17 protein-coding genes are annotated in these 18,012 nt (G+C 60.3%); 6 read left to right on the top strand and 11 right to left on the bottom strand.

The annotated features are described in order from the left end of the window. Positions 1–64: 64 nt before the first annotated feature. The 5 genes from DYL59_RS00695 to DYL59_RS00675 all read left to right on the top strand — a co-directional run bounded on the left by DYL59_RS00695 (position 65) and on the right by DYL59_RS00675 (position 3,565). Positions 65–1,558, top strand: a complete 1,494-nt coding sequence (locus DYL59_RS00695) for an RNA polymerase factor sigma-54 (protein ID WP_135287428.1) — start codon at positions 65–67, stop codon at positions 1,556–1,558. A gap of 75 nt (positions 1,559–1,633) precedes the next feature. After that, positions 1,634–1,939, top strand: a complete 306-nt coding sequence (gene hpf / locus DYL59_RS00690; protein WP_017138237.1) for a ribosome hibernation-promoting factor, HPF/YfiA family — start codon at positions 1,634–1,636, stop codon at positions 1,937–1,939. Between the two features lie 12 nt (positions 1,940–1,951). Further along, positions 1,952–2,416 (top strand): PTS IIA-like nitrogen regulatory protein PtsN, encoded by a 465-nt coding sequence (gene ptsN / locus DYL59_RS00685; RefSeq protein ID WP_135287427.1) that lies wholly within the window; start codon positions 1,952–1,954, stop codon positions 2,414–2,416. A gap of 2 nt (positions 2,417–2,418) precedes the next feature. Continuing rightward, positions 2,419–3,276 carry an RNase adapter RapZ gene (gene rapZ, locus DYL59_RS00680; RefSeq protein ID WP_017738758.1) on the top strand — a complete coding sequence of 286 codons (858 nt, stop codon included), beginning with the start codon at positions 2,419–2,421 and terminating at the stop codon, positions 3,274–3,276. 16 nt (positions 3,277–3,292) lie between these two features. After that, entirely contained in the window at positions 3,293–3,565 is a 273-nt protein-coding gene (locus DYL59_RS00675; RefSeq protein WP_135287426.1) for an HPr family phosphocarrier protein, read from the top strand. A 130-nt stretch (positions 3,566–3,695) separates the two neighbouring features. On the opposite strand, the gene DYL59_RS00670 is transcribed toward DYL59_RS00675, so the two are convergent. The 6 genes from DYL59_RS00670 to pmbA all read right to left on the bottom strand — a co-directional run bounded on the left by DYL59_RS00670 (position 3,696) and on the right by pmbA (position 8,952). Continuing rightward, entirely contained in the window at positions 3,696–4,589 is an 894-nt protein-coding gene (locus tag DYL59_RS00670; RefSeq protein ID WP_135287425.1) for a ZIP family metal transporter, read from the bottom strand. Positions 4,590–4,621: 32 nt separating this feature from the next. Further along, a complete protein-coding gene (locus DYL59_RS00665) occupies positions 4,622–5,233 on the bottom strand; it encodes a superoxide dismutase (protein WP_135287424.1) in 612 nt (203 codons plus the stop codon). Between the two features lies 1 nt (position 5,234). Further along, positions 5,235–5,663, bottom strand: a complete 429-nt coding sequence (locus DYL59_RS00660) for a hypothetical protein (protein WP_135287423.1) — start codon at positions 5,661–5,663, stop codon at positions 5,235–5,237. A 27-nt stretch (positions 5,664–5,690) separates the two neighbouring features. Further along, positions 5,691–7,067 carry a class II fumarate hydratase gene (locus tag DYL59_RS00655; RefSeq protein WP_135287422.1) on the bottom strand — a complete coding sequence of 459 codons (1,377 nt, stop codon included), beginning with the start codon at positions 7,065–7,067 and terminating at the stop codon, positions 5,691–5,693. Beyond that, positions 7,060–7,455 carry a FagA protein gene (locus DYL59_RS00650; protein ID WP_135287421.1) on the bottom strand — a complete coding sequence of 132 codons (396 nt, stop codon included), beginning with the start codon at positions 7,453–7,455 and terminating at the stop codon, positions 7,060–7,062. Before DYL59_RS00650 ends, DYL59_RS00655 begins: the two co-directional genes overlap by 8 nt. A 150-nt stretch (positions 7,456–7,605) precedes the next feature. Continuing rightward, entirely contained in the window at positions 7,606–8,952 is a 1,347-nt protein-coding gene (pmbA, locus tag DYL59_RS00645) for a metalloprotease PmbA (RefSeq protein ID WP_135287420.1), read from the bottom strand. Between the two features lie 108 nt (positions 8,953–9,060). Between pmbA and yjgA the strand changes: the two genes are divergently transcribed. Continuing rightward, entirely contained in the window at positions 9,061–9,582 is a 522-nt protein-coding gene (gene yjgA / locus DYL59_RS00640; RefSeq protein ID WP_135287419.1) for a ribosome biogenesis factor YjgA, read from the top strand. A 45-nt stretch (positions 9,583–9,627) separates the two neighbouring features. Here the strand turns inward: yjgA and tldD are convergent, their stop codons facing one another. The 5 genes from tldD to DYL59_RS00615 all read right to left on the bottom strand — a co-directional run bounded on the left by tldD (position 9,628) and on the right by DYL59_RS00615 (position 17,966). Continuing rightward, positions 9,628–11,070 carry a metalloprotease TldD gene (tldD, locus tag DYL59_RS00635; RefSeq protein ID WP_135287418.1) on the bottom strand — a complete coding sequence of 481 codons (1,443 nt, stop codon included), beginning with the start codon at positions 11,068–11,070 and terminating at the stop codon, positions 9,628–9,630. A 16-nt stretch (positions 11,071–11,086) separates the two neighbouring features. Beyond that, a complete protein-coding gene (locus DYL59_RS00630) occupies positions 11,087–11,935 on the bottom strand; it encodes a carbon-nitrogen hydrolase family protein (protein WP_135287417.1) in 849 nt (282 codons plus the stop codon). A gap of 48 nt (positions 11,936–11,983) precedes the next feature. Further along, on the bottom strand, positions 11,984–15,799 hold the full coding sequence (locus DYL59_RS00625; protein ID WP_135287416.1) for a YhdP family protein: 3,816 nt from the start codon (positions 15,797–15,799) through the stop codon (positions 11,984–11,986). Between the two features lie 42 nt (positions 15,800–15,841). Further along, on the bottom strand, positions 15,842–17,299 hold the full coding sequence (rng, locus tag DYL59_RS00620; RefSeq protein WP_003171790.1) for a ribonuclease G: 1,458 nt from the start codon (positions 17,297–17,299) through the stop codon (positions 15,842–15,844). A 70-nt stretch (positions 17,300–17,369) separates the two neighbouring features. Continuing rightward, on the bottom strand, positions 17,370–17,966 hold the full coding sequence (locus DYL59_RS00615; RefSeq protein WP_135287415.1) for a Maf family protein: 597 nt from the start codon (positions 17,964–17,966) through the stop codon (positions 17,370–17,372). Between the last annotated feature and the right edge of the window lie 46 nt (positions 17,967–18,012).

The following is an 18,012-nucleotide window of genomic DNA, read 5'->3' as shown; positions in this document are numbered from 1 at the left end:
GGCGCTCACGCGCCCTGTCGTGGATGGCGCATTGCGCCGGCGAATAAGGTGTTAAGCCCCTGCCATGAAACCATCGCTAGTCCTGAGAATGGGCCAGCAGCTGACGATGACACCGCAGCTGCAACAGGCCATCCGCCTGCTCCAATTGTCGACCCTGGACCTGCAACAGGAAATCCAGGAGGCCCTGGAGTCCAATCCGATGCTCGAACGCCAGGAAGAAGGCGACGACTTCGATAATGCAGACCCGCTGGCCGACAACATCGAGCAAAAACCCAATTCCGACGTACAGGAACCCTCCTATCAGGAATCTGCCCCAACGGTAGACAACCTTGAGGAAGGCGAATGGAACGAACGCATTCCCAACGAGCTTCCTGTCGATACCGCCTGGGAAGACGTTTACCAGACCAGCGCCAGCAGCCTGCCCAGCAATGACGATGACGAGTGGGACTTCACCACCCGTACCTCCGCCGGCGAAAGCCTGCAGAGCCACCTGCTGTGGCAATTGAACCTGGCACCGATGTCGGACACCGATCGCTTGATCGCCGTGACCCTGATCGACTGCATCAACAACCAGGGCTACCTGGACGAGACGCTCGAAGAAATCCTCGAAGCCTTCGACCCGGAACTGGACATCGAGCTGGACGAAATCGAAGCCGTCCTGCACCGCATCCAGCAGTTCGAGCCCGCCGGCATTGGCGCCCGCAACCTCAGCGAGTGCCTGCTGCTGCAATTGCGCCAACTGCCCGCCAAAACACCATGGCTCGCCGAAGCCCAACGCTTGGTCACCGACTACATCGACCTGCTGGGCAGCCGCGACTACAGCCAGTTGATGCGCCGCATGAAGCTCAAGGAAGACGACCTGCGCCAGGTCATCGAGCTGGTTCAAAGCCTCAACCCACGCCCTGGCTCGCAAATCGAGTCCAGCGAAGCCGAATACGTCGTCCCCGATGTGATCGTGCGCAAGGACAACGAGCGCTGGCTGGTGGAGCTGAACCAGGAGTCGGTGCCACGCCTGCGGGTCAACCCGCAGTACGCGGGCTTTGTACGCCGTGCCGACACCAGCGCCGACAATACCTTCATGCGCAACCAGCTGCAGGAAGCCCGCTGGTTCATCAAGAGCCTGCAGAGCCGCAACGAAACCCTGATGAAAGTCGCCACCCAGATCGTCGAGCATCAGCGCGGCTTTCTGGAATATGGCGATGAAGCAATGAAACCGCTGGTTCTGCATGACATCGCCGAGGCGGTTGGCATGCATGAGTCGACGATTTCTCGGGTGACCACGCAAAAGTTCATGCACACCCCTCGGGGCATATATGAGCTGAAATACTTTTTCTCCAGCCATGTCAGTACCTCCGAAGGCGGCGAATGCTCGTCCACGGCGATCCGCGCGATCATCAAAAAACTGGTTGCCGCGGAAAATCAGAAAAAGCCGTTGAGTGACAGCAAGATCGCTGGTTTACTGGAGGCACAAGGCATTCAGGTCGCCCGTCGAACCGTCGCCAAGTACCGCGAATCCCTTGGGATCGCGCCTTCCAGCGAGCGCAAGCGTTTGATGTGACGGGCGGGCCATAGCGTTCCAGTGGCAGGCACCCCGGCCTGCCGCTTTATGCACTGGCAACGAAGGAGAAGCTGTATGCAAGTCAACATCAGTGGACACCATGTAGAAGTCACCCCTCCCCTGCGCGAATACGTCGAGCAGAAGCTGAAACGGCTTGAGGGTCATTTTGACAAGATCACCAATGTGCAAGTGATCATGAAAGTCGACAAGCTTCAGCAGAAAATCGAAGCGACCCTACAGATTCCCGGTGGCGAAGTAGTCGCCAACGCCGAGCATGAAGACATGTATGCATCCATCGATGCCTTGACTGACAAGCTTGACCGCCAACTTAAAAAGCATAAGGAAAAGCAGCAGAGCCTTCTCCAGGGCACAGGCCGCTAACACTCCCCACCCATGATTCGACTTGAAACCATCCTGACCCCCGGCCGTTCCCTTGTGAACGTGCCGGGCGGCAGTAAAAAGAAAGCCCTCGAACAAATTGCCAGACTGATCAGCCACGAAGTGCCTGAACTGGATGAGCAAGTTGTCTACGAGTCGCTGATCGCCCGTGAAAAACTTGGCTCGACCGGTTTTGGTAACGGCATTGCTATCCCTCACTGCCGCCTGCAAGGGTGCGAATCCCCTGTCAGCGCCCTGCTGCACATGGAAAAACCCATCGATTTCGACGCCATCGACGGCGCGCCAGTAGACCTGCTGTTTGTATTGCTGGTCCCACAGGCTGCCACCGATGCGCACCTGGAACTGCTCCGGCAGATCGCCAGCATGCTCGACCGCAAGGAAGTACGCGACAAACTGCGCAGTGCCAGCAGCAACGAGGCGCTGTACCAGGTAGTCGTGGACGAACAGAGCGGACAGTAATCATGCGCTTGATCATCGTCAGCGGCCGCTCCGGCTCGGGCAAAAGCACCGCCCTCAATGTTCTTGAGGACAACGGTTTCTATTGCATCGACAACCTGCCCGCCGGCCTGCTGCCGGAGTTGGCGGAGCGCGCGTTGATCCACACCGAACTGGCCCAACCCCTGGTAGCCGTTTCGATTGATGCCCGTAATTTGCCCAGCCACCTGGAGCGCTTCCCGCAATTACTTGAGGAAGTGCGGGCCAAGCACATTCATTGTGATGTGCTGTACCTGGACGCAGACGAAGAGACCTTGCTCAAGCGCTTTTCCGAGACCCGTCGACGCCACCCCCTCAGCAGCCCTCATCGCTCACTGGCCGAAGCCATTGAGGACGAGACCAAGTTGCTGGGACCGATCATTGACCTCGCCGACCTGAAGATCAACACCACCAGCCTCAACCTGTACCAGTTGCGCGATGCCATCAAGTTGCGCCTGCTGAACCAGCCTGAGCCTGGCACGGCGTTTCTCGTCGAGTCCTTTGGCTTCAAGCGCGGCATGCCGGTGGATGCCGACCTGGTGTTCGACGTGCGCTGCCTGCCCAACCCCTACTGGAAACCGGAACTGCGCGAACAGTCCGGGCTGGACCAGCCTGTAGCCGAATACCTGGCGGCGCAACCGGATGTGGAAGAGATGTTCCAGGACATTTCCAGCTACCTGCTCAAATGGCTGCCACGCTTTGCCGCGAGCAACCGGGCCTATGTCACCATTGCCATTGGCTGCACCGGTGGTCATCACCGCTCCGTCTACCTGACCGAGCGCCTGGGCCAGGTATTGCAACAAACCCTCAAGAACGTCCAGGTCCGCCACCGCGACCTTAGCTGAAAGGAACACCTGCGCGATGCCCGCTCTGGAAATTGAAATCATCAACAAGCTGGGCCTGCATGCCCGCGCCTCGGCCAAATTCGTCGGTGTTGCCGGGCAGTTCCCCTGCCAAATCCGCGCCGGGCGCACGCCGGAGTCAATGGTCGATGGTAAAAGCATCATGGCCATGATGATGTTGGCGGCCGGCAAGGGCACCAAGATTCATTTGAAGACCGAAGGCGAGCAGGAAGACGAGGCAATGGAAGCCCTCAAAAAGCTGATCAACAATTTCTTCGACGAAGGCGAATAACACCGCGAACCTGTAGGAGCGAGCTTGCTCGCGAAAACCTCAAGGACGCCGCGTGTATTCAGAGTTCACGCGTTATCGTTGACGATCTTCGCGAGCAAGCTCGCTCCTACAAAAGATCTGCAAGCGGGCCTCAGCCCAGCGCGGTGTCCATCACCATCATCAAACAAAACCCGATACATAGGCCCAGGCTTGCAAGCTTTTCGTGGCCATTGCGCCGGGATTCGGGGATCACTTCATGCGTCACCACCAGCAGCATCGCCCCCGCAGCCAGGGCTAACCCCAGCGGCAGCAGCACTTCGGCCAGGCTAACCAGCCATGCGCAAAGTACGGCAAACACGGGCTCCACCAGGCCTGAGGCAGCACCGATCAGAAAGGCCTTGACCCGCGACATCCCTGCCCCGGCCAACACCAACGCAATCACAAGACCCTCGGGCACATCCTGCAAGGCAATGCCCATGGCCAGGCTGTCTGCATCGGGCATACCGCCACCCGCCGAAACGCCCACCGCCATGCCTTCAGGGATGTTGTGGGCGATGATGGCGAACACAAACAGCCAGATACGTGGTGGGATCACCGGTTTGTCCGGCGTACCCACCAGCATTTCCGGGCTGGCACCGGAAACCTTGCGATCGACCAGGTACAACCCGAATGCCCCCAGCATGATGCCGAAGCTGATCAATCCGCTGGCTCCCCAGGGCGAAAGCCCCAGGCTTTCGGCAGCGGCAATGCCCGGTACGATCAAGGAAAACGCCGTCGCCGCCAACATCACCCCAGCACCAAAGCCCAGCAAGGTATCGCTCAGCGCCACCGGCATCCGCCGAATCACCAATACCGGCACGGCGCCAAGCGCGGTACCGAGTGCACAGATCGCGCCACCCTGCAGCGCGCGCAAAATGCGCGGCTCCAGGTTCAGCCAGTCCAGCCCATGGGCCACCAGCAATGCAGTACCTGCCAATAACAGCAACGAGCCAAATGCGTAACGAAACATTCGCCCGCTGCTGATCGCCAGCGTTTCAGTGCCCATAGTCGGCCTTAGATCTTGTTATAGAGTGAATATCAGGCCAACGCGGCCTGGTAGCGCGCAGCAACTTCTGGCCAGTTGATAACACTGTAGAAGGCGTTGATGTATTCCGGGCGACGGTTCTGGTACAGCAGGTAGTAGGCGTGCTCCCAAACGTCCAGGCCGAGGATCGGCGTGTTGCCGTTCATCAGCGGGCTGTCCTGGTTACCGCTGCTTTCCACAACCAGGGTCTTTTGCGGCGTCACACTCAGCCAGGCCCAGCCACTGCCGAAGCGGGTCAAGGCAGCCTTGGTGAACGCTTCCTTGAAGCTGTCGAAACCGCCCAGTTGCTCGTCGACGGCTTTACCCAAGGCGCCCTCGGGCTTACCGCCGCCTTGGGGCGACATCACGGCCCAGAACAGCGAGTGGTTGGCATGACCACCGCCTTGGTTGATGACCGCCGCGCGCAGTTTCTCTGGCAATTGCTGGACGCTGGACACGAGTTTCTCTACCGGCCAACCGGCAAACTCGGTGCCCTCGACGGCGGCATTGAGGTTGTTGATGTAGGTCTGGTGATGCTTGGTGTAGTGGATCTCCATGGTTTGCGCATCGATGTGCGGTTCCAGGGCATCGTAGGCGTAAGGCAAGGCAGGCAAGGTGTAGGACATATCAATGTGCTCCGTAATGAGGAGTGGTCGGTTGCGACGCGGCATCGCCCAGCAGGCGATGGGTACGCGGGTACTCGCCGTGATCGCTGATGAAATTCAATAGCTCGACGTAGGTCTTGCTGCTCTGACGCAGTGCAGCCTCGCGCAATTGCGGGCTTAGGCGCGGGTCCTGCATGGTCTGCAACAGCCGCTGGTGGATAGCGCAGAGGTATTCCGCGCTTTCCTCCGGCTGGTTCAACCGCAAGTGCAGGTCCGCCAGGTTGTGATGGGAAATGACGCAGGCCGCCACCGCTTCGTCGGCATCCGCCCAGCGTTCGAACAACACTTGAGCCAGGGCCAGGGCTTGCAAATAGGCCTCACGAGCGTCAACCAGCTCGCCCGCCATAAAGCAGCGATTGGCCCGTTCGATCGTGCGTTTCCAGTGCTCCATGGTGAGCCTCCAAAGCAGGGTCGGTGATTACACGCCGCCAGCGGTGAGCTTTTCCGGGTCCAGCAGGACTTCCAGTTGGCTGCGAGGCAGGTCGGTGTGTTCAAGGGCCACATCGATCACAGGGCGCCCTTGCTGATAGGCTTTCTTGGCGATTTCAGCGGCTTTCTGGTAACCGATGATCGGGTTGAGCGCGGTGACCAGGATCGGGTTGCGCGACAGCGCTTCCTTGAGCTTGGCTTCGTTGACCTTGAAGCTGGCAATGGCCTTGTCCGCCAACAGGCGGCTGGAATTGGCCAACAGTTCGAGGCTGCTCAGCAGGTTCTGGGCGATGATCGGCAGCATTACGTTCAGCTCGAAGTTGCCCGATTGGCCGGCAACGGTAATTACCGTGTCATTGCCGATGACTTGCGCAGCCACCATGGCGGTCGCTTCCGGGATTACCGGGTTGACCTTGCCGGGCATGATCGAAGAGCCAGGCTGCAGGCCTTCCAGTTCGATTTCGCCAAGGCCGGCCAAAGGACCGGAGTTCATCCAACGTAGGTCGTTGGCGATTTTCATCAGGGAAACCGCTACCGCTTTGAGCTGGCCGGAAACCGCGACGGCGGTGTCCTGGGAGCCGATCAGCGCGAACAGGTTCTTGCCCGGCGTGAATTTCACATCCGTCAGGCTGCTCAGTTGCTGGCTGAAACGCGCGGCAAACTCCGGATGCGCATTAATCCCGGTACCGACGGCGGTGCCACCCTGGGCCAAGGCCTGCAAACTGGGCAACAGGTCCTGCAAGTGGCCGATATTGGCCTTGAGCTGTTGAGCCCAGCCATTGAGCACCTGGCTCATGCGTACCGGCATGGCATCCATCAGATGGGTGCGGCCGGTCTTGATGAACGGGTGGACTTCTGCGGCTTTCTGCTCGATCACCGCGACCAGGTGCAGCAGGGCAGGCAGCGTTTGCTCGTGCAGGACCAGCGCGGCGCTGACGTGGATGGTGGTGGGGATGATGTCGTTGCTGCTCTGGCCACAGTTGACATGGTCGTTGGGGTTGACCGCTTCACCCAGCAAACGGCTGGCAAGCGTGGCAATCACCTCGTTGGCGTTCATGTTGGAACTGGTGCCGGAGCCGGTCTGGAAGATATCCACCGGGAAGTGCTGCATGAAGTCGCCGTCCAACAACCCCTGGGCAGCTTCGACAATGGCCTTGCCCTGCCCTTCGCTGATTTGCTTGAGATCGACGTTGACCTTGGCCGCAGCGGCCTTGGCCAGGATCAGGGCGCGAATGAATTGCGCGGGCATGCGTTGGTTACTGATCGGGAAATTGTTCACCGCACGCTGGGTTTGTGCACCGTACAGGGCCTCGGCCGGTACTTGCAGTTCGCCCATGCTGTCGCGTTCGATACGGGTGTTACTCATCGTTAGATCCTTGCACCAGGTCAGAAACAGAGATTGAAGGGAGCAATTCGCAGGTCGCCAATCGCCACGCGAAGCTCTGCCAACGCTTGAGGCGGCAGGCACAGTGGGAGAGTTTTTCCAGGTCACGCAGGGGGCGCCAGGCTTGGTCCAAGCACATGGAGCGCCAATGCCAGGGCAGCGCGATATCGCTGGCAGTGTCGAGCAGCAAGCGGAATGAAGTTTCAGCGATCGTCCACGGATGGGTCGCGGTGCAGCACGCCAGGTATCGGCCTTCGCTCAGGTAATGCTCGATCAGGCGCGGCTCGTCGGGGTTGAGGCCGCAGCGAATCTGGCGGCTCATCCAGCGCCAGCTCTCCAGGTAAGGATCCTCATGCAGGACAGAACTCATGATCCACGCTCATTCGGTAATGATATTTATTATTAAATGATATTGAGAATCAACGCAACGCAAAAAACAGTAATCCACCTGCACCGCAGGCACAAAAAAAGGCGCGCCCTCCGTAAGAGGGCGCGCCTTTTGGGTGAAGCGTGGGAAGGGTCAGCTACCGGCGACAGTCATCCGCTCGATCAGTACGGAACCTGTGCGAATGTTGCTGCGCAGTTCAAGATCGTTACCTACCGCAACGATCTGCTTGAACATGTCGCGCATGTTGCCGGCAATGGTCACTTCCTGGACGGCAAATTGAATCTCCCCATTCTCGACCCAGAAACCCGCCGCACCACGGGAGTAGTCACCGGTGACCATGTTCAGGCCATGGCCCATCAATTCCGTCACCAGCAAGCCACGCCCCATGCGACGCAGCAATGCCGCCTGGTCTTCGTCGCCGTGGGTCACGAACAGGTTATGCACGCCACCGGAGTTGGCGGTGCTCGGCAGGCCCAGCTTGCGGCCGGAGTAAGTGCCCAGGACGTAGGACACCAACTCACCGTTTTCGACAAACGGCTTGGCGTAGGTGGCCAAACCATCACCGTCGAACGCCGAACTGCCCATGGCCCGCATCAGGTGCGGGCGCTCGTCGATGGTCAACCACTCGGGAAACAGCTTCTGGCCAATCGCGCCTTCCAGGAACGATGATTTGCGGTACAAATTCCCACCGGAAATCGCCCCGAGGAAACTGCCGAACAAACCGCCCGCCAGTTCCGCCGAAAACAGCACCGGCACCTCGCAGGTCGGTACCGGACGCGCGCCCAAACGGCTGGCAGCGCGCTGGGCAGCACGTTGACCGATGCTGACCGGATCTGCCAACAACTCACCCTTGCGATTAACGTCGTACCAGTAATCGCGCTGCATCTGGCCATTGGCCTCGGCGATCATCACGCAGCTCAAGCTATGGCGCGTGGACGCATAACCGCCGATAAAACCATGACTGTTGCCATACACACGGCAACCCTGGTGTGTACTCAACGTGGTGCCATCGGCGTTCTTGATGCGGGGATCGGCGTCGAACGCGGCCGCTTCGCAGGCCAATGCCTGTTCGATGGCCTGCTCAGGCGTGATATCCCACGCGTGGAACAGGTCAAAATCCTTCAGGTCTTTGGCCATCAGGGCCTTGTCGGCCAAGCCCGAGCTTTCGTCTTCGGAGGTGTGCTTGGCAATGGCCAGCGCGGCGGCGACGGTTTCACGAATCGCCTCCGGGCCACTGGCCGACGTGCTGGCCGAACCTTTGCGCTGGCCCACGTACAAGGTGATGCCAAAGCCCTGGTCGCGGTTGAACTCGACGGTTTCCACTTCCCGCTGACGCACCGAAGTCGACAGCCCTTGCTCCAGCGACACCGCCACTTCACAGGCACTGGCCCCCTGGCGCTTGGCCTCGGCGAGGATCTGCTCGACTTGTTCCTGCAGTGCCGGTAACGCTTGCGGACCGACGCTTTGGGCTGCACTCATGGTTTTCTCCACTCAAATTCTGCTTTCGGTTAAGGCCATCGAGCGACCGGGCCGGACAAGCGGCCCCCGACTGGTTATCATGGCGGCGTTTCTTTGCGGACTGCCACCATGGTTGATTCTTACGACGACTCCCTCGATGGGGAGAAAAGCAAAACCCAGGTCAAACGTGAGCTGCATGCTCTGGTCGACCTCGGCGAGCGCCTTACAACGCTCAAGAAAGACTTGATTGCCAAACTGCCACTGACCGACGAAATGCGCCGGGCCTTGGCCGATGCGCCCAAGCACACCGCGAATATCGCGCGTAAACGGCACATCTCGTTTATCGGCAAACTGATGCGCGACCAAGACATTGACGCCATTCTGACCTTGCTCGATCAAACCGATGCCTCCACTCGCCAGTACAACGAACGCTTCCATAACCTGGAACGTTGGCGTGACCGCCTGATCGCGGGCGATGACGCCGTGCTGGAGAAATTCGTGGCGGACTACCCGGACGCGGACCGCCAGCAACTGCGCTCCCTGATCCGTCAGGCCCAGCACGAACTGGCACACAACAAGGCGCCAGCCACCAGCCGTAAAATCTTCAAGTACATCCGTGAGCTGGACGAGACTCAACGCGGCCTGCGTTGATCCCCGTCCCCGGGTGGCGGCCTTCGCCACCCGAAGCTCCACGCCTTACGAGCCCGTGCCACCCACGGTGATCGCATCAATTTTCAGCGTTGGCTGGCCGACACCCACTGGCACCGACTGCCCGTCTTTCCCGCATGTGCCCACGCCGCTGTCCAGCGACAGGTCATTACCTACCATCGACACCTTGCTCATGGCCTCCGGCCCGTTGCCAATCAACGTCGCCCCCTTGACCGGCGCGGTAATCTTGCCGTCTTCGATCAGGTACGCCTCGCTGGTGGAGAACACAAACTTGCCACTGGTGATATCCACCTGGCCGCCGCCGAGGTTGGCGCAGTAGATACCGCGTTTCACCGAGGCGATGATTTCCGCCGGATCGCTTTCGCCACCGAGCATGTAGGTATTGGTCATTCGTGGCATCGGCAGGTGCGCATAGGATTCGCGGCGGCCGTTACCCGTACGTGCCACGCCCATCAGGCGCGCATTGAGCTTGTCCTGCATGTAGCCCTTGAGCACGCCGTTTTCGATCAGGGTGGTGCACTCGGTCGGCGTACCTTCGTCGTCCACGCTCAGCGAGCCACGGCGACCGGCCAGGGTGCCGTCATCGACAATGGTGCATAGCTTGGACGCAACCATCTCGCCCATGCGCCCGCTGTAGGCCGAACTGCCCTTGCGGTTGAAGTCGCCTTCCAGGCCGTGGCCTACGGCCTCATGCAGCAGCACGCCGGACCAGCCCGAGCCCAACACCACCGGCAACGTACCCGCCGGTGCCGGAATGGCCTCCAGGTTCACCAACGCCTGACGCAGCGCCTCACGGGCATAGCCCATGGCACGGTCCTCGGTGAGGAAATAACGGTAGTCGGTACGCCCACCGCCGCCATGGCCACCACGCTCACGGCGGCCGTTCTGCTCAACGATCACGCTGACGTTGAAGCGCACCAGCGGTCGCACATCCGCCGCCAGGCTGCCATCGGTGGAGGCCACCAGGATGCGCTCCCACACACCGGCCATGCTCACGGTGACCTGCTGGATACGCGGGTCGAGGGCACGGGTGGCCGCATCGACACGCTTGAGCAGTTCGACCTTCTCGGCGCGGCTGATCACTTCCAGGGGGTTATCCGGCGCGTACAACTGGGCCACGTCCTGGGTGCTGAACGCCTGCACCGTACCATTCTGGCCAGCACGGGAGATCGAACGCGCAGCACGCGCTGCCAACCCCAAGGCCTCCAGGGTGATGGCGTTGCTGTAGGCAAAACCGGTTTTTTCACCGGATTGCGCCCGCACACCAACGCCCTGGTCCAGGTTGAAACTGCCTTCCTTGACGATGCCGTCTTCCAACGCCCACGACTCGGAAATCTGCCCCTGGAAATACAGGTCGGCGGCATCGATGCCCGGCCCGGCGAGATCGCCCAATACAGTTTGCAAACTTTCGATGGTCACGCCACCGGGTGCCAGGAGGTGTTCACTGACTGAGGACAACAACTCGCTCATAGGTTTGGCCTTAAATTCATCGTTCTGAAGCAGGCCGCTGTGCGCCCTGCGAGAAAAAGCGCCGATGGTTGACCACCGGCATGCGCGCCCTTATCGACGCTTGTTCAGTACTATCGCGCTCGGCCAACAACACCGCTTCGCCTTGATCCTGCTGTGTCAGCACACGCCCCCACGGGTCGACAATCGCCGCATGGCCGAAGGTTTCCCGTGGCCCCGGATGCACGCCACCCTGGGCGGCCGCCAGCAGGTAGCACTGGGTTTCGATGGCTCGGGCGCGAATCAGTACGTCCCAGTGCGCGGCACCGGTCACCGCTGTAAAAGCCGAAGGTGCGGTAATCAACTCGGCCCCCGCTGCGCGCAACTCGCTGTACAACTCGGGAAAGCGCAGGTCGTAGCACACCGTGAGGCCCAGTCGCCCCACCGGCGTATCCGCCACCACCACCTTGCCCCCGAAAGCATAGTCGTCGGATTCGCGATAACGACCGCGCGTGTCGGCTACATCGACATCGAACAGGTGCAGCTTGTCGTAACGGGCAACGATCTCACCGTGATCATCAATCAGCAGCGAGCAGGCGTTGGACTTGGCGTTCGGCTGGCCTTCTGGCGGCAACGGCAATGTGCCGGCCACTATCCATAAGGTGAGGTCACGGGCGGTCTGTTTCAACCATGGCAGGATCGGACCTTCGCCTAGCGCTTCGGCACGGCCGATATCGGCCACGTCGCGACGGCCCATGGCGGCGAAGTTTTCCGGCAGCACTGCAAGCCGAGCGCCACCCGCCGCCGCTTGTTCCAGCAGGCGCCGGGCCTGGGCCAGGTTGGCCAGCACATCGCTCTGGCTGACCATTTGAATTACCGCAAAGGACATGGGCCGACACTCCGTAATGGGCATGCGGCCATGCTACTCCACAGGCTCTCAGTTTGGCTTTTCAAATGGCTTGTCGAAGCTGATTTTCGGATCCTTCCACGGGCCTTCCACCTTGTACTGCACACTGGCGAAACGCGCGATACGATCTCCGATCAGCTTGTCGATCAGGAACAACGCACCGCCAATGGCCGGCGCCCCGACGATCAGCGCGGCAATCGGCAGGTTGTTGGTGACTGGCAGCGTCACCAGCAGCTTGGCGTCGACTCGGTCAGCCACCATATCCAGGGTGCCGTTAAGCTCCAGGTTGGTCGAAGGCCCGGTCATGGTGATCGGCTCACGGGTGACGAACACACCATTACTGGCCGCCAACACCCCCTTGACCCGGTCATAGCTCAAGCCTTTGCCGAGCAAGTCCGAAAAGTCCAGACGCAACCGGCGCCCGATGGAGTTGAAGTTCAGCAAGCCAAATACCCGCAGCGCCTGGGCACCGCCTTCCACTTCGACGAACTGGCCGTTGCGGAACGCCGCATCCAGGCTGCCGGAGAAACGCTTGGGCCCCACATAGGCCGGCGAACCGGGCCAGCGGCCGTCCACATCCAGGTGGAAATCCTCGCTGGTCACGGTAGGCGCATAACCCCAGCCCTTGAGCACATCCCCGATATTCTTGCCGTCCAGGCGCCCCTTGTACCAACTGCTGCTGTCACCCACCGAACCTTCCCAGCCACCGGTGCCCTTGAGCTGCATGCCCTTGAGGCCCAGGTCCAGGCTGTTGAAAGCCATGCCTTTGGCGGTCGGCCGGATCTTCAGCGACCAGGCGCCCACCAGGTCCGGGCCCTGGAACAGTTGATCGATGGCGATATCCAGTGCCGGAATATCCTTGGGATCAACGTTGGCCAATGGGTCCGGTGCGTTTTCATCAGCCTGAACCGTGGGGTCCACCGCCGGCAACTTCACGTATTGCAGGTTGACCACAATCGGTGCGCCCTTGGCATCTGGCACGTTGACGGCGCCCTTGGCTTGTTGGCTGTCGAGTTGCAAGCCCCAGGCCGACGGTTTGCGGTCCAGTTGCAACTTGACCTGATCGAACTGGGTGCCAAAACCCGTCAACTTGCCGATCTTGAAGTCGGCACCGCTGAGCAGTTGCTTGGCGCTGCCCCCTGGATCGTTGCCGGCGTATCGGTCCACCAGTTTCTTCCAGGGGTCGATATCAAGTTCCGACAATACGCCGCGAATGCGCAAGCCCTTGCCGGTCGGCAGCAGCGCATCGCCCTCTCCGAGGAACAATTCGCCCCGACCATCATTGAATTTGTCCGGCGCAGCAGCAAAGGTGAAGTTGGCCAGTTCGCCATAATCGAACCAGTAACGGCGCTCGGCCCCCTGCAAGGTCATGCGGAACACGCTGTCACGCCCCTGGCTGGCCGGCATGCCGAACGGTGCCGGCAGGTCCACCGCCACGCCCTTGAGGTTGGAACTGACCATCAGCTGGCTGTCGGCGCCGTCCAGATTCAACTGCAACTGGTAAGGGATATCACCGGACACCGGCAACGGCTGAGTGATTTTCAGCCAATCCGTGAGCCGCTTGACCGTCACCTGGCCCTTGGCAGTGACCCGTGTACTGATATTGCCCGGCTTGCCGTCGGCAGCAATCTGCGCGGTGATCGGCCGATCAAACGCCTGGGCCGTGATGTTCTGGCCACTGAGGCCCTTGGCACTGTCAAAACGGAAGTCGCCTTTGAGCTGGGTCAGGTCCAGGGACGGCTCAGCCAATTGCAGGCGGGATTTGTCGGTCTTGAAGTCCACCACGATTTTCGGCTCGGCGCCTTTGGCCAGCGGGATATCCAGGTCCAGGTTGCCTTGCAGGTCACCCTCGCCCTTCCAGCCGGAAAAGGTAGATGCAGTACCAATCGGCGCTTCCTGCAGGATTTTCAGTCCATCGCCCAGCCCACCGGCAAAACCGCCGGTCAGCAGCAAATGGCTGTCCTTGCCTGCAGGCGCATGGGGAATATTGACGTAGATGTCCTTGACCTTGGTATCGAGCAACTGGCCCTTGCTGGCCAGGATGCGCACGCCGCTCTCTTCGACGAACACCTCGCCCTTGACCTTGCTGACATGGGGCCAGCCCGGCTGGAACGCCAGCTCTGCGTCATGCACCTTGAAAAACAGGCTGATGTTGCGCGAAGCGGGCAACGCATCGTGGTTCAGCGAGCCTTGATACTGGAAGAAGCCCTCGTCCACTGCGCCCTTGAGGATCGCCGTACGCAGCCACTCGTCCAACGCAGGGCTTAACACTGCCGGCAGGTATTTGGGGGTGAAACGCCCATCGCCATCGACCATGCCGACCCGCAGGTCCATGTAGTCTTCCTGGCTGTGATCGAAATGCAGGCGGATCAGGAAGTCGGCGGCCACCTTGCCCTCTTCACCCAGCACCTTGATGTACGGGGCGATCAGGGTGAAGCCTTGCTTATCGAGCTTCCACGTCAGGCGCGCATTGGCCTGGATGTACTGCCAGGGCTTGGCGAAGATCGGGTCCAGGTGCAGGGAAAAATCCTTGCTGTCCATGCGTAGCTCGCCATGGCCCAGGTCGCCGCTGATGCTGCCGGAGACGTTGCGCGCAGCAGGCGCGCCGAAGTAGGCATCAAAGCCGACGCGTTCAAGGTTCGCGGCAAAACTGACTTTCTGATCGGAAGTGTCCTGAGGTCGGAATTCCACCAGCACATTGCGCAACAGGCCAGTGGCTTTAAGGTGCTCGACGGTTTTGGCAAACCCCTCAGGCAGGGGGGCCAGGGCGTTGAGCAACGGCGTAATGGGGGTCAGGTCCAGGCGGTCAGCCTGGAGCTTCCAGACTTCCAGATCCTTGTCGGTGGCCAGGGTTTGCTGCAGTTGCAGGCGTGACTCCCAGCGCGTCTCCCCGAGGTTCATGGCCAATGAATCAAACAACACCTTGAGCCCCGTCTCGCTGCGTTGCAGGTAGGCGGTGAGGGCGAGGTTTTCAATGTGCACCGGCTTGCGCTCGGCGTAGCTGCCCTGCACTTGCGGCGAATTAAGCCGCACCACTGCGCTTTGCACGGCCCCCTTGGCCCAGGTCAGCCAGAACTCGCCGCCCGCCTTGAATTGAGTGAGCTTCCATTGCTGGGTGAGCTTGGCCGGAATCCACTTGGCCCAATCGCTCTGCGGCAGGCTCAGGTAGGCCTGCACTTCAGCGTCTTTCCACTGGCTTGCCCGTATACGGGTGCGCAGGCTAAGGGCCAGGGGCTGGCCGTCGGGCAAGGTCAGGCGCGCGTCCAGGCGCTGGCGGGTCAGGCCGGTATGCAGGCTCAGGCCCACATAGGTCAGGGTTTTCGGCGCCTGGTCAAAGGGTTGCAAGGTCACCTGGCTGTCGAGCAACGACACACGCTTGACCTTCTGCATGCGCTGGAGCAATTGCTCCGGGTCCAGTGGCTGGTCATCCTGCACCGGCAAGCCTTGCAGTGCCCAGTGGCCGTCCTTGTCTTCCTTGACGCTCAGTTGCAGGCCGCTGACTTGCAGATGGGCAATACGCACTTCGCGCGCCATCAGGCTGGCCCATATATCCGGCACCACTTGAACCTGGTCCAGGCGCAGGGCGCTGCTGCCCTCGCCCACCATCACGTCATGAGCCATCAGTACGGGGGCAAAGCCACTCCAGCGGCCTTCAAGGCTGCCGATCTGCAGAGGCATCTGCACCGCAGCCTGTGCCTTGGCTTCAATTTCCGCGCGATACTCGGCCACCAGGGGCGTCAGTTCACGACCCAGGCTCACGTACACCGCAGCCAATACCAACGACAACGCACAGAGGCCCAGGCCCCAACGGGTCAAAGCGGCAAAAAAGCGTATCAGACGCTCCATGTCAGGCGACCCTCAAGGCAGTAAAAAACAAGCGAATGGGGATCAGAGCAGCACCACGTCGTATTGTTCCTGGGAATACATGGTTTCGACCTGGAAACGAATCGTGCGCCCGATAAAACCTTCCAGTTCAGCCACGTTGCCGGACTCTTCGTCCAGCAGCCGATCGACCACTTTCTGGTTGGCAAGCACTCTATAACCTTCGGCCTGGTAGGCTCGTGCCTCCCGTAGAATTTCCCGGAAAATCTCGTAGCAAACCGTTTCTGGCGTCTTCAACTTGCCGCGCCCCTGGCAGCTGCTGCACGGCTCGCACAGCACTTGCTCAAGACTTTCGCGGGTGCGCTTGCGGGTCATCTGCACCAGGCCCAGTTCGGTGATGCCAATGATATTGGTCTTGGCGTGATCACGCTCCAGCTGTTTCTCCAAGGTGCGCAGCACCTGGCGCTGATGCTCCTCATCTTCCATGTCGATGAAGTCGATGATGATGATGCCGCCCAGGTTACGCAGGCGCAGCTGACGAGCAATCGCGGTGGCCGCTTCCAGGTTGGTCTTGAAGATGGTTTCTTCGAGGTTGCGATGACCCACGAACGCACCGGTGTTGACGTCGATGGTGGTCATGGCTTCTGCCGGGTCCACCACCAAATAGCCACCGGATTTGAGCGGTACTTTGCGTTCCAGGGCTTTCTGGATTTCGTCTTCAACGCCATACAGGTCAAAGATCGGCCGCTCGCCAGGGTAGTGTTCCAGGCGGTCGGCAATTTCCGGCATCAGCTCGGCCACAAATTGCGTGGTGCGCTGGAAGGTTTCCCGCGAGTCGATGCGAATTTTCTCAATCTTCGGGCTGACCAGGTCACGCAGGGTGCGCAGCGCCAGGCCGAGGTCTTCGTAGATCACGCTGGGTGCGCCGATGGTTTTGATCTGCGCACCGATCTGGTCCCACAAGCGCCGCAGGTAGCGGATGTCCATAAGGATTTCGTCCGCGCCGGCACCTTCGGCGGCGGTGCGCAGGATAAACCCACCGGCCTCCTTGATGCCTTCGGCGGCCACGCAGTCGCTGACGACTTTTTTCAGGCGCTCACGCTCGCCTTCGTCTTCGATCTTCAGGGAAATGCCGACATGGGCAGTACGCGGCATATACACCAGGTAGCGCGACGGAATCGACAATTGCGTAGTCAGGCGTGCGCCTTTGGAGCCGATGGGGTCCTTGGTGACTTGCACCACCAGGCTCTGCCCTTCGTGTACCAGGGCGCTGATGCTTTCCACCGCTGGGCCTTCGCGCAGGGAAATTTCCGATGCGTGGATAAATGCCGCGCGGTCCAGGCCGATGTCGACGAATGCCGCCTGCATCCCCGGTAATACGCGTACTACCTTGCCTTTGTAGATGTTGCCGACGATTCCGCGCTTCTGGGTGCGCTCGACATGGACTTCTTGCAGAACACCGTTCTCTACCACCGCCACGCGTGATTCCATCGGCGTGATATTGATCAGAATCTCTTCACTCATGGCTGGGTCTCGTTCTGGCGTTTTCACAATAGTGACCGATCGCTTAAGGCTGGGCGCGCAGGTAATGCGATCAGCGCGCGGTAAGGTTTTGCCAACAGGGTATGCCGAATTGGCCGAGCAGTTGCGCGGTTTCGCACACCGGCAGGCCTACCACGGCGGAATAACTGCCATTGAGACCGGCAACAAACACCGAGCCCAACCCTTGGATAGCATAGCCGCCCGCCTTGTCCTGCGGTTCGCCACTGTGCCAGTAGGTTGTAGCCTCCTCGACAGAAATGTCGCGAAAACGTACACGACTGCTTACACAAACAATTTCGCTGCGCTGGCCATCGGTAAGGGCGATAGCGGTGAGAACTTCATGTTCACGCCCTGCCAACGCCATCAACATCGCCAGCCCATCGGCCTGGTCCACGGGTTTGCCGAGGATCTTGCCGTCCACAATGACCGCCGTGTCAGCCCCTAGTACACAGGCGCCCGCCGTATTTTCGAGCGCAGTAAAACCCGCCACCGCCTTGCCGCGCGCAAGGCGCTCGACGTAGGAAACGGCGGGTTCATTTGTAAGAGGAGTTTCATCAATGGCGGCGCTGACCACGGTGAAGGGCACACCGATCTGGGTCAACAGTTCACGCCGCCTCGGAGAGCCCGAGGCCAGATAAAGCGAATTCATTGCAGACTCTCCCTGTGGGGTTCGATAACCAGGCAGAGCCTCGCAA

Origin of the sequence: Pseudomonas kairouanensis, from assembly GCF_004682055.1 — a bacterium.
Taxonomy (GTDB): Bacteria; Pseudomonadota; Gammaproteobacteria; order Pseudomonadales; family Pseudomonadaceae; genus Aquipseudomonas; species Aquipseudomonas kairouanensis.
The sequence above is the reverse complement of the archived record's forward strand: the minus strand, read 5'-3'. Positions and strand labels throughout refer to the sequence as shown.